This is a genomic window from Bacillus sp. 7_6_55CFAA_CT2 (assembly GCF_000238655.1).
Taxonomy (GTDB): domain Bacteria; phylum Bacillota; class Bacilli; order Bacillales; family Bacillaceae_G; genus Bacillus_A; species Bacillus_A cereus.
Genome location: NZ_JH414709.1, coordinates 1,208,142 through 1,227,107, shown reverse-complemented (window position 1 = coordinate 1,227,107; position 18,966 = coordinate 1,208,142). Strand labels below are relative to the sequence as shown.

Here is an 18,966-nt window from a genome sequence, read left to right as displayed (position 1 = left end):
GAGAGGAGCAAAACCCCACTTATTAAAGTTTCACTTTATTTTCTTTAAAAAACCTTTTGGATTAAATGATATGAAAAATTTATGTTTAGACTCGTCGATTATGAAGTTATTATTTTTAGTTAAAAACTCATCCACAGCCTCCATCGGGCCAGGACCCCAATCGGGAAGAAGCGGATGTCCATTAATGGAGGTATCTTCTACAATCATATAACTGCCAGTAGTGACGATAGATTTATATAGTAATAGTTCTTTGGATACATGCTCTTTACTATGATCAGAATCTAAAATAACTAAAACCACATCATCAGGTTTGCGCATGCTTACTATTGTTTGGATGGCCTGCACAGAAACAGAAGATGCTGTTAAATACGTAATCCGATTATGTGATGGTCGATTTGGCTGCGGAGTTATATCGATAGTAAGTACGTGACCTTTTCCAATTAAATCTAACATAGAAGCTAAATACAGTGCACTACCACCGTGAAAAGTCCCGCATTCAATAATTAAATCGGGCTTTAATTCATAAATGATTTCTTGATACAAAAAGAGATCAGAGGGAAGTTTACAGATTGGAACCCCGAACCAGTGTGTATCGTTTAACCATACGAGGCTGTTGTAATATTGGTTTAGAAATTCATTGTTTATATTATCGATTTTAAATTCTCCTTTCTAAAAAGGATTCTCTCGTTTGACGTAAAGTGTTTACGCATGAAAGTTGTACTATATATTATGTAGTAAGGAATTGTAAGGCGAGTGTTTTTACTTGAAAATAAGCCAAATAACTCATGTGGAAAATGAAAGGAAATGATCGTATGTACAAATACACAATTTGCTTTATTAGAAAAAGCGATAAAATACTGCTATTAAATAGAAATAAAAAGCCGAATATGGGGATGTGGAATGGTGTTGGAGGAAAAATAGAAGATAATGAAACGCCATACGAAGGAATAATTAGAGAAACATTTGAGGAAACGGGCATAGAACTTTCAAGTGTAACGTATAAAGGGACTGTTGATTTTAAAGGTAAAGATGAGCCCAAGGCTAGTGAAGGAATGTATGTGTTCGTTGCTGATTTGCCAGATGGAATGCAAATGAATACACCATTACGTACGGCTGAAGGTCTATTAGAATGGAAAGAAATTGATTGGATATTAGATGGTGATAATAGAGGAGTAGTTAGCAATTTACCAAAATACTTACCGACAGTATTAACAGAAGAAAATAAGTTAGAACATATGTTTACGTATGATGACCGGAATATTATTCATTACACAACTGCATGTTTGACAGAAGATGATGCGAACAAGCGATATGAAAAACAACTCATTTCTCAATAGAAGAGGAAAGTGAAAAATCACGTTTTTGCTCTTATCATATATGCGAGGTGATTATATGTTTCAGAAATACAATTCATTGGTCATAATTGTAATATGCATGATATAACTTTTCTTATTATGAAAGAGTAGAGAACATATGTAAACGGAGCAAAAAGGAGGTGGCTTTGCCACCTCTTTTTGTTAGCTACAAATCGCCTTAATCATAAAACGATGTTGCTTCACATCAAAATAACCTTTTTGTAAGATGATTTCATGTATACGATATAATTCCTCACAATATCTTTCAACAGTAAAATCAGGAATTTGCCACGGAATTGCTTTTAAATAATAGACGATAGCGCCAATGTCATAAAAGCGTTGGAAAGGGAATTCCTCTTTTGCATCTAAGATAGTAAATCCATTTTGCTTTAACTCACTGCATGCGGTTTCGAGAGACCAACTTGCAAATTCGCCATTTAGTGGTGAGCCAAACTGCTCATTAAGTTCCGCGCAATCAAGACCGCCAACTTGTTGTGTAAGAAAAACGCCACTTGGAGAAAGAATTCTGTTTACCTCAGAAGCAGCATACGATTCATGTTGATTTATAATTAAATTAAATTGACCATCTTGAAATGGCAAAGCAGTATCATCGGTCACTTCTACAACGGTAACCCCTAAAGGCTCTAATTTCTTTCGAGCAATTGGCACATTTGGAGCGTAGCCCTCAGTAGCGAATATAGTTGACGGGAACGGTTGTAACATAGATAAAAACTCTCCGCCGCCAGTACCCATATCGAGCATTGATTCTGCACGTTGCATAAGCTGAAAAGCAGTACTGCCGTATGACCACGATAAAGGCTCGCTCTTCATTCGACCTGTTTCTGAAATGAAAGAAAAATCCCAGCCGCTAAAATGTGTATTTGCACTTTCTAATAAAGTTAAAAATAATGGATCACGTTTCATAATTATGTCCTCCTATTTTTTTAATGGATGATATGATGAGAAAAGAAAAAGGGAGGACCTCTTATTAAAGTGGAACGGTTTTATGTTTCGTGTTCGAATAGATTCATATAAAGTTACTCCTTGTGAGAATTGTTATTTATATATTCGGGTTAATTGAGTGAAAATCCTTTGAGGGTATAAAAGAAGGCAGTTGTTTAATGAAAAAATAAATTGAGTTATCTAATTTTATAGTGTAATTGTTCATCCATACGCATAAAAAAATTATTCTCTCCATAAAATAGTAAAATTATATTGGAGGTTTAATTATGAAAAAATTTAGTGTATTTTCAATAACATTGATGAATTTTGGAATGTTATTATTTGGATTAAATAGGATAATAGATAGCTATTCTGAGCCTATTATCCTATTAGGGTATATTTCTTTTTTAATTGGAGTGGTTCTGAGTATTATAGCGATTGCTAGACGTGAAGATGGAAGATTAAAATTCATATCACTTATCTCTTTCTTTGTTCTCCTGTTTTTCATTACTTGGTTTGAGTCGTTTCAGGTACTACGAATTATTACTTGGCTAAAAAATATCTATTAAAATTTAAATTGTTGGTAAAAATGGGAAACCTTAAATTTAGGTTTCTTTTTATTATGTTCGATTATCAATATTAAAACTTATTAGAGCTATTAATAAAAGAAATAGATATATAAACCGAGTGTAAAAATATTTTAATTCTTTGAAAACATTCAGCGATTTAGTATTCTTTATATATGGAATATTTTGTTTATGCGAAAAGAGGGCAAGGTGCTATATGAAAAGAATGAAAAATGTAATGTTAGTATTGTTATGTTTCTTATGTTTAAGTGGGTGTAATTATAAAGATGACGATCAGGTGAAAAAACATGTGAAAAAAAAGCACGGAATTGATGTGATTGTAACACATTGGGGTGCTATAAACGAAGGGAATATGGGGCATACATATCATACTGTTCAAGCAAAAAATAACAAAAATATTCAATTTAGAGTAGAGGTAGATGGCTTCTTATATTCAAGAATAAAAGGTGATGAATATCAATACGGAAAAAAAACATATGAGGAATATAAGAAATTTAAACCAATGCTAGAAGAAATTAAAAAATTAGGTTACGTGGAACCTGAAAATAAAAATGTTTTTCAATATATAGTGGATGATGATATAGAGGAGAAACCAACGGATAAGTTATTATTAACTTTAAAAACGAGTGACAAGATTGATTACAGTCAATTTGAATCAAAAGAATTAGATCGTTTATATGCTCTAATCCAATTCATTCAGAAGAGTAATAGAAAGATAACAACACTTGAAATTGAGGATTATAATGGTGAATCTATAGGCTTACCTTTTCAAAATGTGCAAAAAGCTATAACGAAAGAAGAACTGTTTTTAACAATGAAAAACACAGTAAGCGGTTATTGGACATATTTGGTTCAAACTGAAACAAAAGTAGGCGTAAGGTTAAATGAAATTCAAAATGATCGTTTTGAAATTGAGGATATTACTTGTCCACACCCGAAAGACGGCAATTGTCTAGAGTATGAATTGACATTAGTTTTCAATGACAGTGAGATAAAATATAGAAATGATCCATATGTAATAGATGATTTGAGAAAGGTAGTCACTATTCTTAAAGAAGAACTATATAATAAGGAATTTAACATATATTTAAGGAACAAGGATGGAACAAGTTATTCACTCTGGCTATCATCCGAAACAATTAAGGAAAGTAATAACATAGAAGAGTTAGTAAAATAATGATATAAAGAAGAAATTTAAAGTACTTTTTATGTTTGTTATTTCTGTATTCAAAAGGAAAACCGCTTATGCTTCATTTTTGAAGCATAAGCGGTTTTGTTTAAAATACTTAAAAAGAAAAATTTTTTGGTAAAGTACCACTTTTTATTACTGTTCTTAGTCCATGTTTTATAATCCAAGGATTAATAGGATGCTGTTTATCACGTAATTGCTGTAACCACTGAAAAACGAGTTCTTTATCTTCTTTCGTAATATCGTTAATATGATTGGCTACAGATTTTTGAACATATTTAGAAGGGTCATTCATTAATGGTTCAAGAAGCTGTAAATTGTACTTAAAATCATCTTTTAGAGCTCCTATTTTTTTAGCCCAAGGAAGCCTTGGTCTTGTACCTTCAGAAACTAATCTTCTAATGTGGCTGTTTTCGTCATAAATCCACTGTTGTAATATATTTAGTGTGTCTTCATGGTATGTTTCAAGAAAAGGCCGAATGGCATATTCAGCAGTATTTCTTTTCGTTATTTCATACATGGCGTTGAATGAGGTTTCAAAGTCGTTAAGTCCATATTTTTCAACGTATTTTGCAAGAGGCATGTACATATATCCGTTTGTAAATGTGCCTACTTCTGTTGTATTTTCTGGGCCTAATGTTTTTAGTAATATATGTATTGCTTCATTAAAATCTTTTTGTAATGCATTATGTAATTCATCTGCTATTACTTCAATACGCTGCTTTAACTCTAAATTTTCAACTTTACATGTTACGGAAGATACAAAGTTTCTTTTAGAGAAAGTGGGATCGTGTTTACAAATAGAATCAGCCATTTTTTCTGCTAATTTTTCGTTAAATAAAAATTTTAACGGAACATATTTACCCATTTTTTCACCTCGGTGGTCAAATGAAAACAATTTTTATTTTTTAATCGACAATCCATAAACTAACGTCTCACTCGGAGTCGTAATACTAAAACCTGTCGTCTTATAATCAAGTTTCACCGTATCACCAGTGTAGTCTTTCGTGAATGAATCCATTTGTACGATAAGATCTGCATCTTCACATACAACATCATCTGCGTTATATGTATCCCAAATTAAATCGACATCAACGAAAATACTACAAGAGTTTGTCATTGTCCCTCTAATGCGAATGATCTTTTTGTCTTCACGTTCTAATCTATGTATAGCTGCTTTTGCTTCATCAGTAATGCGAATGTTCATTGTATCCCAACCTTTAATTATATTTCTTCTATTATGGCAAAAACAGGAGCAATAGGGAAGCAAAGAGGTTTGCAACAAAAAACGAGCAAACAAATTTGTTTGCTCGTTTCACTTTATTTTAGTTCACATTTATCAAGTGGAATCACTTTTGTTTTTTTCGTAAATTTATATCCTAACCATAGTACTAAGAAGAGTGGTAAACCGATGTAAGAAACGAGTACGCCGTTCCAGTCGATTGATTCACCCATAAATGCGCCATAGTTTTGTCCTAAAATTACGATAATACAAAGAGTAAATGCGAAGAGTGGACCGAATGGGAACCATTTTGCTCTATATGGTAAGTCATTTAAATCTTTTCCTTGTGCGATATATGCTTTACGGAAACGGTAATGACTAATTGCAATGCCAACCCATGCGATAAAACCAGACATTCCGGATGCGTTTAATAACCAAATGTATACAACACCGTCACCGAATAAAGAAGCAATGAAAGCAATACTACCGACAATCGATGTTACGATTAACGCGTTAACAGGTACACCGCGGCTATCTAATTTACCAAGAAATTTTGGTGCTTTTCCTTGGCGAGCTAAATCCCAAAGCATACGAGTTGATGCATACATACCAGAGTTACCAGCAGATAGTACAGCAGTTAAAATAACAGCGTTCATAACAGAAGCTGCAAAGGCAACGCCCGCTTTTTCGAAAATAAGTGTAAATGGACTTACTGTTACATCACTTGCGGCAAGACTTTCAGTTGTATAAGGAATTAATAAACCGATAACGAGAATCGCAAGGATATAGAATAAAAGAATACGCCAAAAGATCGAACGAATTGCTTTCGGGATATTACGTTCTGGATCAGAAGTTTCACCAGCAGCTACCCCAAGTAATTCAGTTCCTTGGAAGGAGAAACCAGCTGCCATAAATACACCGATAATTGCCATGATACCACCGTTAAATGGTGCATCAGCAACAGTGAAGTTTTTGAAGCCAACAGTTTCGCCCCCCATAATTCCGAAAATCATCATAAAGCCGACAATTAAAAAGATAATAATTGTAACTACTTTAATAAGTGCGAACCAATATTCAGATTCACCAAACCCTTTAACAGATAAATAGTTTAAAAGGAAAATAATAGCTAAACATAATCCGCTCCAAATAAGAGAAGGGGTATCTGGGAACCAAAATTTCATAATTAATGTTACGGCCGCTAGTTCTGCCGCAATTGTAATCGCCCAGTTATACCAATAGTTCCATCCAAGTGCAAAACCAAGTGATGGATCAACAAATTTTGTTGCATACGTACTAAAAGATCCAGTAACAGGCATGTAAGCTGCAAGTTCAGCTAAGCTTGTCATTAAGAAATATACCATAATTCCAATTGCGGCGTATGCGATTAATGCGCCGCCAGGACCAGCTGAATGAATGACACCACCGCTGGCAAGAAATAGTCCGGTACCAATTGTACCGCCGAGAGAAATCATCGTAAGGTGACGCGATTTTAATCCGCGTTTTAATTCACCTTGTCCTTGTGTAGTTTGCGTTTTAGAGGTAGATTGATTTGTTGCGCTATTCATGTTCAACACTCCTTTTCTTGTAGGTTAGGAAGGAGCGGGGGAGAAAAATACAAAAAACCGCCAAAGGAATTTGGCGGAACGTTTCACAAATAACCACCCCATCATACCCTTCCGTTAAGATAGCACCCCACGTTTACACGGTAATTTTGTAAACGTGACAGTTCTGTTCCTTTCGGAGACAGCCCCAGCTCATATTTCCAGAGAAGAAATATAAACTTCGGCAACTTTTCCTTTCAAACGGAGTCAGCTGACATTCTCTGTGTCTCGTCCGTCGTACTCTTAAAAGTCGCAACCTCTACCTCATCGGATTGATGAGGATTTATATATTGCTAAGATTTTTAATATATGGCAATTGTAATGACTTTCTGAATATATTGCAAGATATTTTGTTAGGAAAAGTCAAAAAATATCGGTTATTGTATAGGAAACGCTTGCAAAACTCCACCCGAACCTACTATTATGTAGCAATAAGCAAAGAAAAAATTGTTATACAAATGTTTCGCAAAAAATATTGAAAAACCCTCTAAATAAAAAGAAAATTCAGAAAAATATAATTCGACATTCATGATAAAGTCATATTATTTGTTATAATTAGAGTAACGTTTAAGCAAAAAGGGGAAATCAAAATGAAATTAGAAACAGAAAGGCTCTATATAGTGCCGTGTACAGAAGAGAGTATTCAAGTTGCTAACGAGCAAGGATATAATAGCGGTCCGCATATTGTAGGGCATGTAGAGAATGTGAAACAAGATGAGGCTTTATTACCATGGGGGGCGTGGTATGTTCTTCGGAAAGAAGATGATAGCGTTTTAGGTGATATTGGATTTAAAGGGAAACCAAACGAGGATCAAACAGTAGAAATTGGCTATGGATTCATTGAGAAATATTGGAATCAGGGCTATGCAACAGAAGCTGTAAAAGAACTAATCGATTGGGCTTTCAAAACAGGTGAGGTAGAAACAATAATTGCAGAGACACTTCTAGATAATTATAGTTCGATGCGTGTTTTAGAAAAGTTACATATGAAGAGAGTAAATGCTACAGAAACGATGATTAATTGGAAAATAGAAAAATAAAAAATACCGCTCTAAATTGAGCGGTATTTTTTATAGTTATGGTAGCATTTGCTTCTGATCATTTGGATACTCAGCCGTTGATGCGTTAGGACGATTGGAATGATTTCGAACAGCAATGAAAATAGAAATAATAACGACAAGACCAACTGCAACGTAAGAAAGTGAAATAACAGTTGGATCCACTTTAAATGTAGTAAGCAGTGTACGAATATTTGTAAAGATAATAAGACCGCCAACTAATACGCCAAGTAAATGTGGTGGAACGATGCGGACTAACCATGCAGCAATTGGAGCTGCGACAATACCGCCGAGCATTAAGGCAAATACCCAAACCCAGCTTACTTGTTCCCAGCCAAGTGAAATGAAAAAGCCGATTGTTGCAGCGAGTGAAACAGGAAATTCACTCGTATCTACAGATCCAATAACTTTTCTAGCTTCATTTCCTCTTGCTAGAAGAACAGGTGTCGTAATGGGCCCCCAACCACCGCCACCAGTTGAATCAACGAATCCAGCGAATAAACCAAGCGGCACAAGTTGTTTTGCAGACATACGCTTATTTGAAGTGACAATTTGTTTTTGAATGATGAATCGTAATAAAATATAAACCCCTAAAGTAAATAAAAATACGGAAATGTATGGTTTGATTACATCTCCGGGCAAATTACTTAAAAAACATGCCCCAACAAATGCGCCGATTGCCCCAGGTAATGTAAGCCTGGAAACTGTATATTTATCAACGTTTCCAAATTTGATATGAGATGCGCCGGAAGCTGCAGTTGTAACGACTTCAGCTAAATGAACTGATGCAGATGCAACAGCTGGTGCAATACCAAACATTAATAATAAAGAGGAAGACGTTACTCCATACGCCATTCCAAGTGCTCCATCGATCAATTGAGCGAAAAATCCAATAATAGCAAAGACAATTAATTTCTGCATAAATAATCCCCCTGTAATAATAAATGAAAAAGACACTTTTCCCGTATGAGAAAAGTGCCTTTGGTTTTTCCAATCAGCAATAATTAAATTTGTTTCATTATAATACATATTAATCGTATAAATCAACTAGGTTTTAAAGTTTTTGAATTGAATGAAAGAAAAATAAAATATACAATAAAAGGATGGAGAGAAAGGGGAGAAAGACATGTTACGATTTGATCATCTCGTTCACGCAGTTCATGGTACACCGGAGGAAGCGGCAAAACAAATGCAGGAACTTGGATTTCATACTGTATTAGGCGGAGAGCATACGAATTGGGGTACTTGGAATAGTTTAAGTTATTTTGATTTATCATATATTGAATTTTTAGCAGTTCAACATGAAGAAAAAGCGAAAGAAGCAGAAAATCCATTAGTACAAGAAACAGTGGTGAAACTACAAAATGGAGAAGGAATGCTACAAATCGCGATCCGAACAGATGCAATTGAGGAGCTAGCAGTTAACTTTAATAAGTACGGCTTACATACGATAGGGCCATTTGAAGGGAAACGTATGAGAAAAGATGGCCGACTTTTAGAATGGAAAATGTTATTCGTTAAGCAAGAAGAGAACGGACCGAAATTACCTTTCTTTATACAGTGGAATGAAACGGACGAAGAAAGAAGAAACGATTTACGTAACAGTGGGACGATTACTGAACATAAAAACAAAGTGCAACAAATTGAAACGATTCATTACGCAGTAAAAAATGTTCGAGAAACAGTACGGAAATGGAAAGAAGTAATGGAGCTATCTACAAGCTTAGTTGTGAAAAATGAAAAATGGAATGCTGAGTGTCAAAGTGTAGTATTTGGAGATATTCATGTGCAGTTTTGTGAACCGATTGGAGAAGGGCTAGTACTAGAACATTTGAATAAGAATGGCGAAAATCCATTTGCAGTAGAGTTTAAAGGTGGAAATAAACGACAACATGAAGTGCTAGGTAGTTTGTACATATATTAATAGAGGTGAACGTTGTGGAAGAAATACTTAGAGAGATAGAGAGAATACTAGAATGGCCTCGTATTGCAACGTGTACAGCTATTTCAAAAGGTTTTTCACATGAAGAGAAGTATAAAATTGAATTAAAGAATCAAGAAACCTATTTTGTAAAAGTATGTGATGCTGTTCATTTTGAACGTAAACAAGAAGAATATACGTATATGAAACAATTAGAGTCATTACATATTCCAACACCCAAGTTAATTCATTTCATAATAATTGAGAAATTAAATAAATGTGTTCAAGTATTTGAATGGACCCGAGGTATAAATGGTGAAGAAGGTTTAACGAAGTTATCGGTGGAAGAACAGTATATGGCAGGAAGAAAAGCAGGGGAAGTATTAAAGAGGATTCACTCAATTGAAAGAGAAAGTGCAAGTAATAAATGGGAAACATCTAGATGGAATAAATACGAAAGATACATAGAGGCACTAACAGATTACGAGGTGAATTTTCTGGATTTGAAGCCAGTATTAACCTTTGTAGAAAATCATAAAGATTTATTGGAAAATCGTCCAATAAGATTTTTACATGATGACTTCCATCCAGCAAATAGCATGATTCATAATAAGGAATTTATCGTTATCGATTTTGGTGGATATGATTTTGGTGATCCAATACACGATTTTTACTATAAGAATAAGTAAACCATTTGCGGTTGGACAAGTTCACGGTTATTTCGGAGCGAACCATCGCTTCATTTTTGGAAACTGTATACATTGTACGTCGCGATGACATTCCCAGCGGATATCGTTTGGACGAATCGAAGTACACCGCATTTAGTAGATGATATGAAGGAAAGATTAAATGGAATTTTAGAAGATCATAATCATTTTTCATCTTATATTCCAAAATGGTATCAATCAAGCGAATTTAATAAATAAAGGAGTAATTTATATGGATAAAATAGCAGTAATTTCAGATATTCACGGTAATATTCAAGCATTAGAATCCGTGTTGAATGATATTAAATTAAGAGGGATCGAGCGCATTATTTGCCTTGGAGATTTAGTAGGAAAAGGACCTCATTCCAGTGAAGCAATTGAAATCATTCGTAAACAATGTGAAGTAGTCGTAATGGGAAACTGGGATGATTTTATTACAAAGCCGACTGAATTTGAAGCATTGAAATGGCATCAAAAACAATTATCGGAAGAACAAAATGACTATTTAAGAAACTTACCATTTTCAATCGAGTTTTATATGAGTGGGAAATTCATTCGTATGTTTCACGCTTCACCGAGAAGTTTATATGAAAGAATTCAACCACACGCTTCAAGAGAAGAACGTATTAGTATGTTCGAAAATAGTGATCTGACGGAAAATATAGAAGGGGAAAGAAAACCAGATGTCGTTTGTTACGGTGACGTTCACCAAGCGTTCGTTCAAAATTTCAGAGGGAAAACGTTATGTAATGCCGGTAGCGTAGGAAACCCGCTTGAAATAACGCAAGCTTCCTATTTAATATTTGAAGGGACTTACAATGAAAAAGAAGCAGCGAGCTTTTCTATTCAACTTGTACGAGTACCGTATGATATTGAATTAGCTATCAGACTAGCAGAAGAACTCGAAATGCCAGAAATTGAAGAATACAAACAAGAATTACGGACTGCTTTATATCGAGGGTTTAAGGGAAAGTAAGCTAATAATATATCAACGATTTTTCAAATATATCTATCATAACTTAAAATATATCAATGATTTTTTCGAGATATCAGCGATTCGAGAAAGGATATCAATTTACTGACAAATAGTGACATGAATTATTATCTATAATTATATTATGTCAACTAATTATAAAGGAAGATATCATGAACCGAAAACAACGAATCAAAGAAATTGCAGATCATATTGTAAAGCTAAACTTAACCCATCCAATAAGAGTTGGAGTAAGCGGTATTACAGCCTCAGGAAAAACAACATTTGCAAACGAACTAGCGGAAGAAATAAAAAAACGAGGATTACCAGTAACACGCGCCAGCATTGATGATTTTCATAATCCAAGAGTGATTCGCTATGCAAAAGGAAAAGAATCTGCAAGAGGGTATTATGAAGATGCACACGATTATACAGCTTTCAAAGAAAGATTATTAATGCCTTTAGGACCTAACGGGAATTTACAATATGAAACGATTTCTCATAACTTAATAACGGATATGCCTGTACATAATGAGCCGCTATTGGCCACGAAAAATATGATATTAATAGTAGATGGAACGTTTCTATTGAAAAAAGACGTTGCGCATTTATTTGATTACAAAATCTTTGTAGATACAAATTTTGAGATTGCGAGAAAACGTGGTGCTAAGCGGGAAACTGAAGCTTTTGGAAGTTATGAAGAAGCAGAGAAGATGTTTTTAAACAGATATCATGCTGCCTGTAAGATGTATATAGATGAGCATAATCCGAAAGAAATTGCAGATGTTTTATTTGAAAATAGTAAATTTGATGATCCAGTAGTTCTATTTAAAAGACATTAATACAGTTTATATAGGGGGAATGAACATTTGTTTAGTTGGTTTCAAAAAAATAATAAAGTGAATGAAGAGAAGGATGGACAATATTTAGAAATCAAAAATGAACAGATAAATGAACAGTTAAAACAAAAAATAATGGAACTAGAGAGTATAAGTGAAGACATTTGCAGTAAGTATCAAAAAATATATGAAGAACGTTTTGCGCAAAATGGTAAATTAAATTTGAAGCTGTCAATTAAAAGAGATATAGACGGTGATGAATTAGAAGAACTAACATCTAAGAATTGTTTAGAGTATGAATATAGATCAGAAATTAATTTTGAATATGATGCTTTAAAATCATGGGAAGTCTGTACTATTTCGCTTTGGTATTATTACCAAGGATATCGAAAAAGTAGTAGCATAGGAACACTTTATAGCGGAACGATTAATGAATTAGAAGAAGAAGTTAAAGCAACATTGGAAGAACTGTTACATAGTGAAGATAATTAATGATTCCATTTTATATTGCGTTAAGAATGGGTTTAATTTTATGATACTAATAGGGAATAATTTAGGAAGAGAAATTTAAAGGGGATAAAAAAATGACAGAAGTACTAGAACTAAAAGAAGAACTACTACAAATTAAAAATAATAATTATGCTGTACCAGAAGACGTAGATGCATATCCATATGCGCAGTGGATGCTAGATTATATCGGATCACCTGATGCTGAATTACGTGATGATTTAATTTATAGTACGCTTCACACATGGATTACAAATGATGTATTTAGACAAAAAGAGTTAAGAGGATTAATGTTACAAGCAATTAGTCCTGATTATTTATTTTATAAAATTGGTGAAAAGGGAACAGACTCTGTATTTAAACGTGCATTCTCCGTATTAATTCCACCACTTATTTTATCTGTTCATGAAAGGGAACCGTTGTTATCCGAAGAACAACTGTACAGTGTAGCAGAACAAGTGCTGGAATATGTATATTTAGAAGAAGATGTAAGGGGCTATGTAGAAGGGAAAGGCTGGGCGCACTCTACTGCACATGCAGCAGATGCACTCGATGCTTTAGCACGTACAATCCAAAATCGTGAGTTCTCATATGCAATACTAGCTGCCGTTCGTCAGAAGGTCCGCTTACATGACTACGTATACATTCACTTTGAGGATGAGAGATTAGTAGCACCAATTATGTCGTTACGTAACCAAAATCTTTTAACTGAAGAAGAGTGGAGCAATTGGTTACATAGTATAGCAATTGTTGAAGACATCCCGCATCCTCAATATGATATTTTAGTACAAAATATTAGAGCTTTCTTAAGAAGTTTATATTTCAGAGCTTTAGAGACAGAGGGTAGTACAGCCTTTACAGATGATATATTGGAGACTTTGAAGGGTTTGCGTAGGTATTAAAAATTCGTTTTTCTAACAGAAAAGTACATAAAACCAACACCTCCCAACCATACTAATAAAATGTTTTGGAGGTGAGTTTAATGGACAAAAAAGACTTTGAAAAAGTATATAATGATTATTTACATCAAGTGGAAGAGCAAGCTCAATTTGAAATAGCTCAGGAAGTTACTTCAGGAGCAGAACAAATTGTTGCTGTTCGTAAAAATGATGAAGGTGATTTGATTGCTTTTAAAACAAGTAGCGGGAGAGAGTTAGATTATATGACTGCTCTTAGTGAAGCAAAATCAGGGAAGTTAGCTCATGTGGACGTATTTCATAAGTATGGCAGAGATATTATACGTAGTGAACCGGATGGAATAAAAGAAAATAACTTTGATAATTTACCTTCATTTTAAACGGGTAAACCTCAAGAAGAGAATGTTCATTACGATATTCTCTTCTTTGTTTTACGAAGTTTTCCTTGCAAATAGACGATTCATTTTTAAAGTGCGATCATACTTTTAAAGAGCTCTCTAAATTTCTCTTTATCTTCTGCTGTAAATGGTTTCGGTCCCTTTGTACGTTTACCACTTTTTCGAACCATTGCACTTAAATATCGTGTTTGTAACAATTGTTCAATGTTATCATTCGTATACTTATAGCCTTTATGGTGTAGAACGATACAGCCTTTTGCTAAAGCGAGCGAAGCAAGACCGTAATCTTGTGTTACGATTAAATCTTCTTTTTTTGCTAACTGCATAATTCGGTAATCTGCAGCATCTGCTCCGGAATCAACATATATTGTTTCCACACCTTTAGGTTGCTGAGCATTAGAATAATGAGAAAAGCTAGTAACGAGGGTTACAGGGATTTCTGCATTCGTAGCTTCAAAAATAATTACATCTTTTACAGGACAAGCATCTGCATCAACGTAAATTTTCATTTTTACCACTCCTATAAAGTGAAACTTTAATCAGTGGGGGGTTCATCCTCCACTGATTATTAGTTGAACCAATCGGGCATTTACGGGCAGTTAATCTCCCACCTAACTTCTTTGTTACAGCTGAATTTTGAGCTGGGAGTTTTATTGCCCGTTAATGCGGGGTAACTAGGTTCGTGTTGATAATAATGGTAGATTTTTCTTTTGTCAAACGATAGGGCTTTATGTAAAGTTATTTTTCACAAACCAAAATAGCCTCCCGCAAACGAGAAATACCTTCCTCAATTTGATCAATATCCACTTTTCCATAAGATAAACGAATATAACCATCTTTCGCGCCGAAAATACTACCAGGCATAAAAGCAATTTCTTGTTTTAAGCTTTGCATAATGAGTTGTTTTTCGTTTATCGGTTCTTTTAATTTTCCCCATATGTAAATACCACCAGTAGGGTTTGAAAAAGAGATTTTATCATGAAGTTGCTCGTTTAGAGCACGAACAATAACGTCTCTTTTTTCTGCTAGTTGTTTTCGTAACGGTACGATATGCGACTGAAATGGTACAGTTTCGAAAAACTGCTGCATAAGCCACTGCGGGAATATGCTCATACCTAATTCCATTTGGTGCCGTGCGTCGGATAATCTTTCTACTACAGATTGCGGAGCAACGAGCCAGCCGACTCGTAATCCTGGCGCAATCATTTTAGATAAAGAATGTACATAAATGACAGTTCCGTTTTCATCAATTGATTTTAAAGTAGGACAAGGTTGTTTCTTTTCTAGCGTAAGTAAACTGGACGGATCATCTTCAACGATCGCAATTCGTAAGTCTGCACAAAGTGATAATAGTTTTTTTCTACGGTTTGGATGAAGCATCGTTCCCGTAGGATTTTGGAAGTTTGGATTTAAAAAGATCATTTTAATACGATGCTTTCTATATAATTCTTGCACATCGTCTGGATTAATACCATGTTCATCAACAGGTAACGGGAAAATACGAATACCTGCTGATTGGAATAGCGGTAAGGAATAACAGTGCGATGGACTTTCGAAAGCGACGGCATCACCTGGATTTAATAAACATTGCACGATAAGGTGTAAGGCTTGCTGTGCGCCAGATGTAATCATAATGGATTGTTCAGTCGCTTCCACTTTTAAATATTCCTTCATATATTTTACGACCGCTTGTCTCAGCGGGAGATAGCCTTGTGGATGATCGTAACTTAATGAATGTGTTAACGGTTGTTCTCGTAAAATTGTTTGTAGTTGATCGTGTGGGTAGAGATTACAACCGAGTTCTCCGTTTGCGAAATCAATAATATTTTCATTTTGTTGTACTTCTGCCCGAATATGGCGAAGTAACGGTAAGTTTGGTAAGAACGTACCGCCTTCTACGAAATTTCTCCAGTTCGGCGTTAATGTTGGAGAAACGCCCCACATATGTGTACTTACACGTGTACCTTTACCAGTCGTACTTTCTACAATTCCCATAGCACGTAGTTCGTTATAAGCAGTCGTTACTGTACTTCGGTTTACATTTAACTGTGTAGCTAATTTTCGTTCGGAAGGTAGGAAGCTTCCTGGAGGAAGTTCTCCATATGTAATACGTTTTTCAATAAAGTCAACAACTTGCTGATAAATGGGGATTTTACTGTCGTTATCTAGCTTCCATTCCATACAAACGCCTCCGCATCTCTTATATACATTCAGTATAACAAATTGGCTGGGTAAAAAAACAGCCAATTGGACGGTGTTATATCCAGCCAATTTTACTATGCTAAATATGGAAGGGGAGATTCGGATGAAACGATGGCAAATGGAATGGCTCCTAGTATCTGTTGCATTAGTATGGGGAGCAAATTATACAATAGGAAAGTATGGCGTGGCATATATGTCATCCATTCAATTTAATAGTTTACGATTTTTAGTAGCATCACCGGTATTATTACTTATTACTTTTATGATGGAACGCTCATTACGTATTGAAAGAAAAGATTGGTTACGATTAGTAGCAGTCGGCATCGTTGGAACGACAATGTATCAAACGATGTTTATGCTATCTGTGAAATATACTTCAGCAACGAACGCTTCATTATTAATTGCAATGTCACCTATTTTTACAGGGATATTAGCAGTATTGCATAAACAAGAACGTTTTTCGATGAAAGTACAAATTGGCTCAATCGTAGCGTTTATTGGTGCAGCATTCGTTTTATTAACAGGACATACAGGAGGAGCTACTTACGAGTATGCGTGGCTCGGAAATATAATTGGATTAGTCGCAGCAATTGCGTGGGGATGGTATCCAATTTTAGCGCAACCACTCATTACAAAATACTCCGCAATGAGAGTTACATCATGGTCTACTTTAATTGGAATTGGACCTCTCGTTATATACTGTTTACTCAATGTAAGCACACTAACGTGGCCAGTAGATATGCCAAGCTGGGGATCACTAGCATATTCAATCGTCTTTGCGACCATATTCGGACTTGCAATGTGGTATGTCGGTATTAGTAAAATAGGCTCAACGAAAGTAATGGTTTATATGTATCTTGTGCCATTGTTTGCAGTGATCTTTGCGGCTGTAACAATAGGGGAGCAAATGAATATGATGCAACTAGTTGGCGGGCTTATTATCTTCATCGGTTTATATGTTGTAAAAAAAGGTGGAATGAAAAAGCCTGCTCTCAATTTGAAAAAAGTAAGTTAACAGTAAAAATGATCTCTTTCATATAGAAGGAGATCATTTTTGTTTTCGTATTAAAAGCGCTTGTTCAACAGCCCATTTTTGATGATCGTGAATGAGAAGTTCTACAGCAAGTAAAGGAGACATCCACCTTAGAACATGATCATCCTCACAGTTTGCAGTTTGTTTCTGTAACATATTTGCAATGTAAAAGAACCCAACATTCAAATAATATGTATCTTCCTTTTCTGCATAAAAATATCGAGCTGCATTACCGATATATTGATTAATTTCAATCGCCCATCCTAATTCCTCTAGTAGTTCACGGAGCAAACAATCTTCTTTTGTTTCATTACCTTCCATACCGCCACCTGGTAAAAAATAACGGTCTCCTTTTTGGATAACAGCAATCATTGAAGAAGATAAATGGAAAATAATCGCATAACAACTAGGTCTTAATACATAATGAACAGTAGATTTTTTCGAACCAAATGTGAGTTTTGAAATCATAAAACACAACCTTTCTCTATAAAATACATAAAAGGGATAATAAGGTAAAAATAATTGTATAAGTATAATCTTACGAGATTGGAGTGATAACAAAATGATAAATCGAAAGTGTACGCGCTGTAAAGAAATTACAGGTACATTGCACGGTGGTAAAAAAATTAAGGAAGAATTTCTATGTGAGGACTGTTTGCAAAAAGGAATTGCAAGCGGAGAAATCGAATTATCACAAGTGGAACAAGGAAAAACCTCGTATCTTTCTATAAAGATATTAAAAATAACGAGTGTTATTTATTTAATAGTATCAATTATAACTGCTTTTTCTGCTGGAGCATTTATACAAGATCCAGGGCTTGGTGGAATATCTTTTTCAATAACAGGTACAGTTGGTGTTATGATAATTGGATCCATATTCCAGTCTGTTCTTGTATTTTGCGGGATATGGGTATTCATCCTATTAGTAGAAACAGTCATTAAAATTTATGAAAAAATGAAGTGAGTGAGAGGGAGAAACATATGCGAGTAAGAAATATCCAAGGGGAAGATTATGTAAAGATTCATTCAGTTTTAAATGATTGGTGGGGCGGGAGAGACATGGTTGCCATGTTGCCAAAACTGTTTTTTGTTCACTTTCAAGAAACGAGTTTTATCATTGAAGAAGAGGGCGAAACGTTAGGTTTCTTATGCGGATTTTTTTCACAAACATATAAAGATGAAGCATACGTTCATTTTATCGGTGTAAATCCGAAGTATAGAAGAAGAGGAATCGCATCGACATTGTATTCTTATTTCTTTGATGTCGCTCGTGCAAATAATCGTAAAGTTGTAAAAGCAATTACGTCACCAACTAATAAAAAGTCGATACAGTTTCATCAAGAAATCGGTTTTCGAATTGAGGCTGGGGATGATGAGGTAGAGGGTGTATCGGTACATACAAATTATGATGGAAATGGCGGGAGTAGAGTTTTATTTTTGAAACATGTGTAGTGAAATAAGCTTTACCTAAACGCACTGAGTTAAATGTATATCAAAACGTTATCCGTTGCATAA

The 18,966-nt window shown here is 34.8% G+C and carries 22 protein-coding genes, 1 pseudogene and 1 riboswitch; of the genes and pseudogenes, 14 read left to right on the top strand and 9 right to left on the bottom strand.

All coding sequences use genetic code 11. From position 1 onward, the window contains the following. Nucleotides 1–30: 30 nt before the first annotated feature. A complete protein-coding gene (locus HMPREF1014_RS15335; RefSeq protein ID WP_074595418.1) occupies nt 31–654 on the bottom strand; it encodes a cephalosporin hydroxylase family protein in 624 nt (207 codons plus the stop codon). A gap of 158 nt (nt 655–812) precedes the next feature. On the opposite strand from HMPREF1014_RS15335, the gene HMPREF1014_RS15330 reads away from it, so the two are divergent. After that, nucleotides 813–1,337: an NUDIX hydrolase gene (locus HMPREF1014_RS15330; protein ID WP_009327129.1), complete on the top strand. Its 525-nt coding sequence runs from the start codon at nt 813–815 to the stop codon at nt 1,335–1,337. Between the two features lie 180 nt (nt 1,338–1,517). Here the strand turns inward: HMPREF1014_RS15330 and HMPREF1014_RS15320 are convergent, their stop codons facing one another. Beyond that, the gene (locus HMPREF1014_RS15320; protein ID WP_000817570.1) at nt 1,518–2,279 is read right to left on the bottom strand and encodes a class I SAM-dependent methyltransferase; all 762 of its coding nucleotides are present in this window, start codon (nt 2,277–2,279) and stop codon (nt 1,518–1,520) included. A 305-nt stretch (nt 2,280–2,584) separates the two neighbouring features. On the opposite strand from HMPREF1014_RS15320, the gene HMPREF1014_RS15315 reads away from it, so the two are divergent. Together HMPREF1014_RS15315 and HMPREF1014_RS15310 are read left to right on the top strand one after the other, a co-directional pair. Then, a complete protein-coding gene (locus HMPREF1014_RS15315) occupies nt 2,585–2,866 on the top strand; it encodes a hypothetical protein (RefSeq protein WP_000714726.1) in 282 nt (93 codons plus the stop codon). A gap of 214 nt (nt 2,867–3,080) precedes the next feature. Further along, a complete protein-coding gene (locus tag HMPREF1014_RS15310; RefSeq protein ID WP_000827152.1) occupies nt 3,081–4,061 on the top strand; it encodes a hypothetical protein in 981 nt (326 codons plus the stop codon). 109 nt (nt 4,062–4,170) lie between these two features. Here the strand turns inward: HMPREF1014_RS15310 and HMPREF1014_RS15305 are convergent, their stop codons facing one another. The 3 genes from HMPREF1014_RS15305 to HMPREF1014_RS15295 form a co-directional block, all read right to left on the bottom strand. Continuing rightward, a complete protein-coding gene (locus tag HMPREF1014_RS15305; RefSeq protein ID WP_000521733.1) occupies nt 4,171–4,941 on the bottom strand; it encodes a DNA alkylation repair protein in 771 nt (256 codons plus the stop codon). Between the two features lie 33 nt (nt 4,942–4,974). Beyond that, entirely contained in the window at nt 4,975–5,280 is a 306-nt protein-coding gene (locus HMPREF1014_RS15300) for an iron-sulfur cluster biosynthesis family protein (RefSeq protein ID WP_001026177.1), read from the bottom strand. 113 nt (nt 5,281–5,393) lie between these two features. Then, entirely contained in the window at nt 5,394–6,860 is a 1,467-nt protein-coding gene (locus tag HMPREF1014_RS15295; RefSeq protein WP_001083387.1) for an amino acid permease, read from the bottom strand. A 112-nt stretch (nt 6,861–6,972) separates the two neighbouring features. Next, nucleotides 6,973–7,166: riboswitch (Lysine riboswitch) on the bottom strand. Between the two features lie 320 nt (nt 7,167–7,486). Here HMPREF1014_RS15295 and HMPREF1014_RS15290 point away from each other — a divergent pair. Next, nucleotides 7,487–7,936, top strand: a complete 450-nt coding sequence (locus tag HMPREF1014_RS15290) for a GNAT family N-acetyltransferase (protein WP_000764632.1) — start codon at nt 7,487–7,489, stop codon at nt 7,934–7,936. 36 nt (nt 7,937–7,972) lie between these two features. On the opposite strand, the gene HMPREF1014_RS15285 is transcribed toward HMPREF1014_RS15290, so the two are convergent. Beyond that, nucleotides 7,973–8,875: a sulfite exporter TauE/SafE family protein gene (locus tag HMPREF1014_RS15285; protein ID WP_001170721.1), complete on the bottom strand. Its 903-nt coding sequence runs from the start codon at nt 8,873–8,875 to the stop codon at nt 7,973–7,975. A 205-nt stretch (nt 8,876–9,080) separates the two neighbouring features. Here HMPREF1014_RS15285 and HMPREF1014_RS15280 point away from each other — a divergent pair, with 205 nt between their 5' ends. The 7 genes and pseudogenes from HMPREF1014_RS15280 (at nt 9,081) to HMPREF1014_RS15250 (ending at nt 14,198) form a co-directional block, all read left to right on the top strand. Then, complete coding sequence (locus HMPREF1014_RS15280; protein WP_000943350.1) at nt 9,081–9,878, top strand: VOC family protein; 798 nt, start codon at nt 9,081–9,083, stop codon at nt 9,876–9,878. Nucleotides 9,879–9,892: 14 nt separating this feature from the next. Further along, nucleotides 9,893–10,801, top strand: a pseudogene (locus HMPREF1014_RS15275) (aminoglycoside phosphotransferase family protein). Nucleotides 10,802–10,814: 13 nt separating this feature from the next. After that, the gene (locus tag HMPREF1014_RS15270) at nt 10,815–11,558 is read left to right on the top strand and encodes a metallophosphoesterase family protein (RefSeq protein WP_000357660.1); all 744 of its coding nucleotides are present in this window, start codon (nt 10,815–10,817) and stop codon (nt 11,556–11,558) included. 170 nt (nt 11,559–11,728) lie between these two features. Then, nucleotides 11,729–12,397 carry a nucleoside/nucleotide kinase family protein gene (locus HMPREF1014_RS15265; RefSeq protein WP_001080550.1) on the top strand — a complete coding sequence of 223 codons (669 nt, stop codon included), beginning with the start codon at nt 11,729–11,731 and terminating at the stop codon, nt 12,395–12,397. Nucleotides 12,398–12,424: 27 nt separating this feature from the next. Further along, nucleotides 12,425–12,886, top strand: a complete 462-nt coding sequence (locus HMPREF1014_RS15260; protein WP_000493294.1) for a hypothetical protein — start codon at nt 12,425–12,427, stop codon at nt 12,884–12,886. Nucleotides 12,887–12,978: 92 nt separating this feature from the next. Next, nucleotides 12,979–13,803 carry a DUF2785 domain-containing protein gene (locus tag HMPREF1014_RS15255; protein WP_000141230.1) on the top strand — a complete coding sequence of 275 codons (825 nt, stop codon included), beginning with the start codon at nt 12,979–12,981 and terminating at the stop codon, nt 13,801–13,803. Nucleotides 13,804–13,883: 80 nt separating this feature from the next. After that, nucleotides 13,884–14,198, top strand: coding sequence for a DUF3892 domain-containing protein (locus HMPREF1014_RS15250; protein ID WP_000358183.1), 315 nt, complete (start codon nt 13,884–13,886; stop codon nt 14,196–14,198). An 86-nt stretch (nt 14,199–14,284) separates the two neighbouring features. On the opposite strand, the gene HMPREF1014_RS15245 is transcribed toward HMPREF1014_RS15250, so the two are convergent. Next, entirely contained in the window at nt 14,285–14,725 is a 441-nt protein-coding gene (locus tag HMPREF1014_RS15245) for a YaiI/YqxD family protein (protein WP_000708769.1), read from the bottom strand. Nucleotides 14,726–14,954: 229 nt separating this feature from the next. After that, nucleotides 14,955–16,397: a MocR-like pyridoxine biosynthesis transcription factor PdxR gene (gene pdxR / locus HMPREF1014_RS15240; protein WP_000454896.1), complete on the bottom strand. Its 1,443-nt coding sequence runs from the start codon at nt 16,395–16,397 to the stop codon at nt 14,955–14,957. Nucleotides 16,398–16,521: 124 nt separating this feature from the next. Here pdxR and HMPREF1014_RS15235 point away from each other — a divergent pair, with 124 nt between their 5' ends. Next, entirely contained in the window at nt 16,522–17,433 is a 912-nt protein-coding gene (locus tag HMPREF1014_RS15235) for a DMT family transporter (RefSeq protein ID WP_000832984.1), read from the top strand. A gap of 33 nt (nt 17,434–17,466) precedes the next feature. Here the strand turns inward: HMPREF1014_RS15235 and HMPREF1014_RS15230 are convergent, their stop codons facing one another. Then, the gene (locus HMPREF1014_RS15230; RefSeq protein ID WP_000624009.1) at nt 17,467–17,919 is read right to left on the bottom strand and encodes an NUDIX domain-containing protein; all 453 of its coding nucleotides are present in this window, start codon (nt 17,917–17,919) and stop codon (nt 17,467–17,469) included. Nucleotides 17,920–18,013: 94 nt separating this feature from the next. Here HMPREF1014_RS15230 and HMPREF1014_RS15225 point away from each other — a divergent pair, with 94 nt between their 5' ends. Both HMPREF1014_RS15225 and HMPREF1014_RS15220 read left to right on the top strand, forming a co-directional pair. Further along, the gene (locus tag HMPREF1014_RS15225) at nt 18,014–18,415 is read left to right on the top strand and encodes a DUF3980 domain-containing protein (RefSeq protein ID WP_000610504.1); all 402 of its coding nucleotides are present in this window, start codon (nt 18,014–18,016) and stop codon (nt 18,413–18,415) included. 17 nt (nt 18,416–18,432) lie between these two features. Beyond that, nucleotides 18,433–18,903, top strand: a complete 471-nt coding sequence (locus tag HMPREF1014_RS15220; RefSeq protein ID WP_001266063.1) for a GNAT family N-acetyltransferase — start codon at nt 18,433–18,435, stop codon at nt 18,901–18,903. Nucleotides 18,904–18,966: the final 63 nt, after the last annotated feature.

Excerpts from the sequence above, each read along its gene's own strand:
- HMPREF1014_RS15330 (WP_009327129.1), top strand. The coding sequence starts at position 813 with ATGTACAAATACACAATTTGCTTTATTAGAAAAAGCGATAAAATACTG.
- HMPREF1014_RS15320 (WP_000817570.1), bottom strand. The coding sequence starts at position 2,279 with ATGAAACGTGATCCATTATTTTTAACTTTATTAGAAAGTGCAAATACA.
- HMPREF1014_RS15315 (WP_000714726.1), top strand. The coding sequence starts at position 2,585 with ATGAAAAAATTTAGTGTATTTTCAATAACATTGATGAATTTTGGAATG.
- HMPREF1014_RS15310 (WP_000827152.1), top strand. The coding sequence starts at position 3,081 with ATGAAAAGAATGAAAAATGTAATGTTAGTATTGTTATGTTTCTTATGT.
- HMPREF1014_RS15305 (WP_000521733.1), bottom strand. The coding sequence starts at position 4,941 with ATGGGTAAATATGTTCCGTTAAAATTTTTATTTAACGAAAAATTAGCA.
- HMPREF1014_RS15300 (WP_001026177.1), bottom strand. The coding sequence starts at position 5,280 with ATGAACATTCGCATTACTGATGAAGCAAAAGCAGCTATACATAGATTA.
- HMPREF1014_RS15295 (WP_001083387.1), bottom strand. The coding sequence starts at position 6,860 with ATGAATAGCGCAACAAATCAATCTACCTCTAAAACGCAAACTACACAA.
- HMPREF1014_RS15290 (WP_000764632.1), top strand. The coding sequence starts at position 7,487 with ATGAAATTAGAAACAGAAAGGCTCTATATAGTGCCGTGTACAGAAGAG.
- HMPREF1014_RS15285 (WP_001170721.1), bottom strand. The coding sequence starts at position 8,875 with ATGCAGAAATTAATTGTCTTTGCTATTATTGGATTTTTCGCTCAATTG.
- HMPREF1014_RS15280 (WP_000943350.1), top strand. The coding sequence starts at position 9,081 with ATGTTACGATTTGATCATCTCGTTCACGCAGTTCATGGTACACCGGAG.
- HMPREF1014_RS15270 (WP_000357660.1), top strand. The coding sequence starts at position 10,815 with ATGGATAAAATAGCAGTAATTTCAGATATTCACGGTAATATTCAAGCA.
- HMPREF1014_RS15265 (WP_001080550.1), top strand. The coding sequence starts at position 11,729 with ATGAACCGAAAACAACGAATCAAAGAAATTGCAGATCATATTGTAAAG.
- HMPREF1014_RS15255 (WP_000141230.1), top strand. The coding sequence starts at position 12,979 with ATGACAGAAGTACTAGAACTAAAAGAAGAACTACTACAAATTAAAAAT.
- HMPREF1014_RS15250 (WP_000358183.1), top strand. The coding sequence starts at position 13,884 with ATGGACAAAAAAGACTTTGAAAAAGTATATAATGATTATTTACATCAA.
- HMPREF1014_RS15245 (WP_000708769.1), bottom strand. The coding sequence starts at position 14,725 with ATGAAAATTTACGTTGATGCAGATGCTTGTCCTGTAAAAGATGTAATT.
- pdxR (WP_000454896.1), bottom strand. The coding sequence starts at position 16,397 with ATGGAATGGAAGCTAGATAACGACAGTAAAATCCCCATTTATCAGCAA.
- HMPREF1014_RS15235 (WP_000832984.1), top strand. The coding sequence starts at position 16,522 with ATGAAACGATGGCAAATGGAATGGCTCCTAGTATCTGTTGCATTAGTA.
- HMPREF1014_RS15230 (WP_000624009.1), bottom strand. The coding sequence starts at position 17,919 with ATGATTTCAAAACTCACATTTGGTTCGAAAAAATCTACTGTTCATTAT.
- HMPREF1014_RS15225 (WP_000610504.1), top strand. The coding sequence starts at position 18,014 with ATGATAAATCGAAAGTGTACGCGCTGTAAAGAAATTACAGGTACATTG.
- HMPREF1014_RS15220 (WP_001266063.1), top strand. The coding sequence starts at position 18,433 with ATGCGAGTAAGAAATATCCAAGGGGAAGATTATGTAAAGATTCATTCA.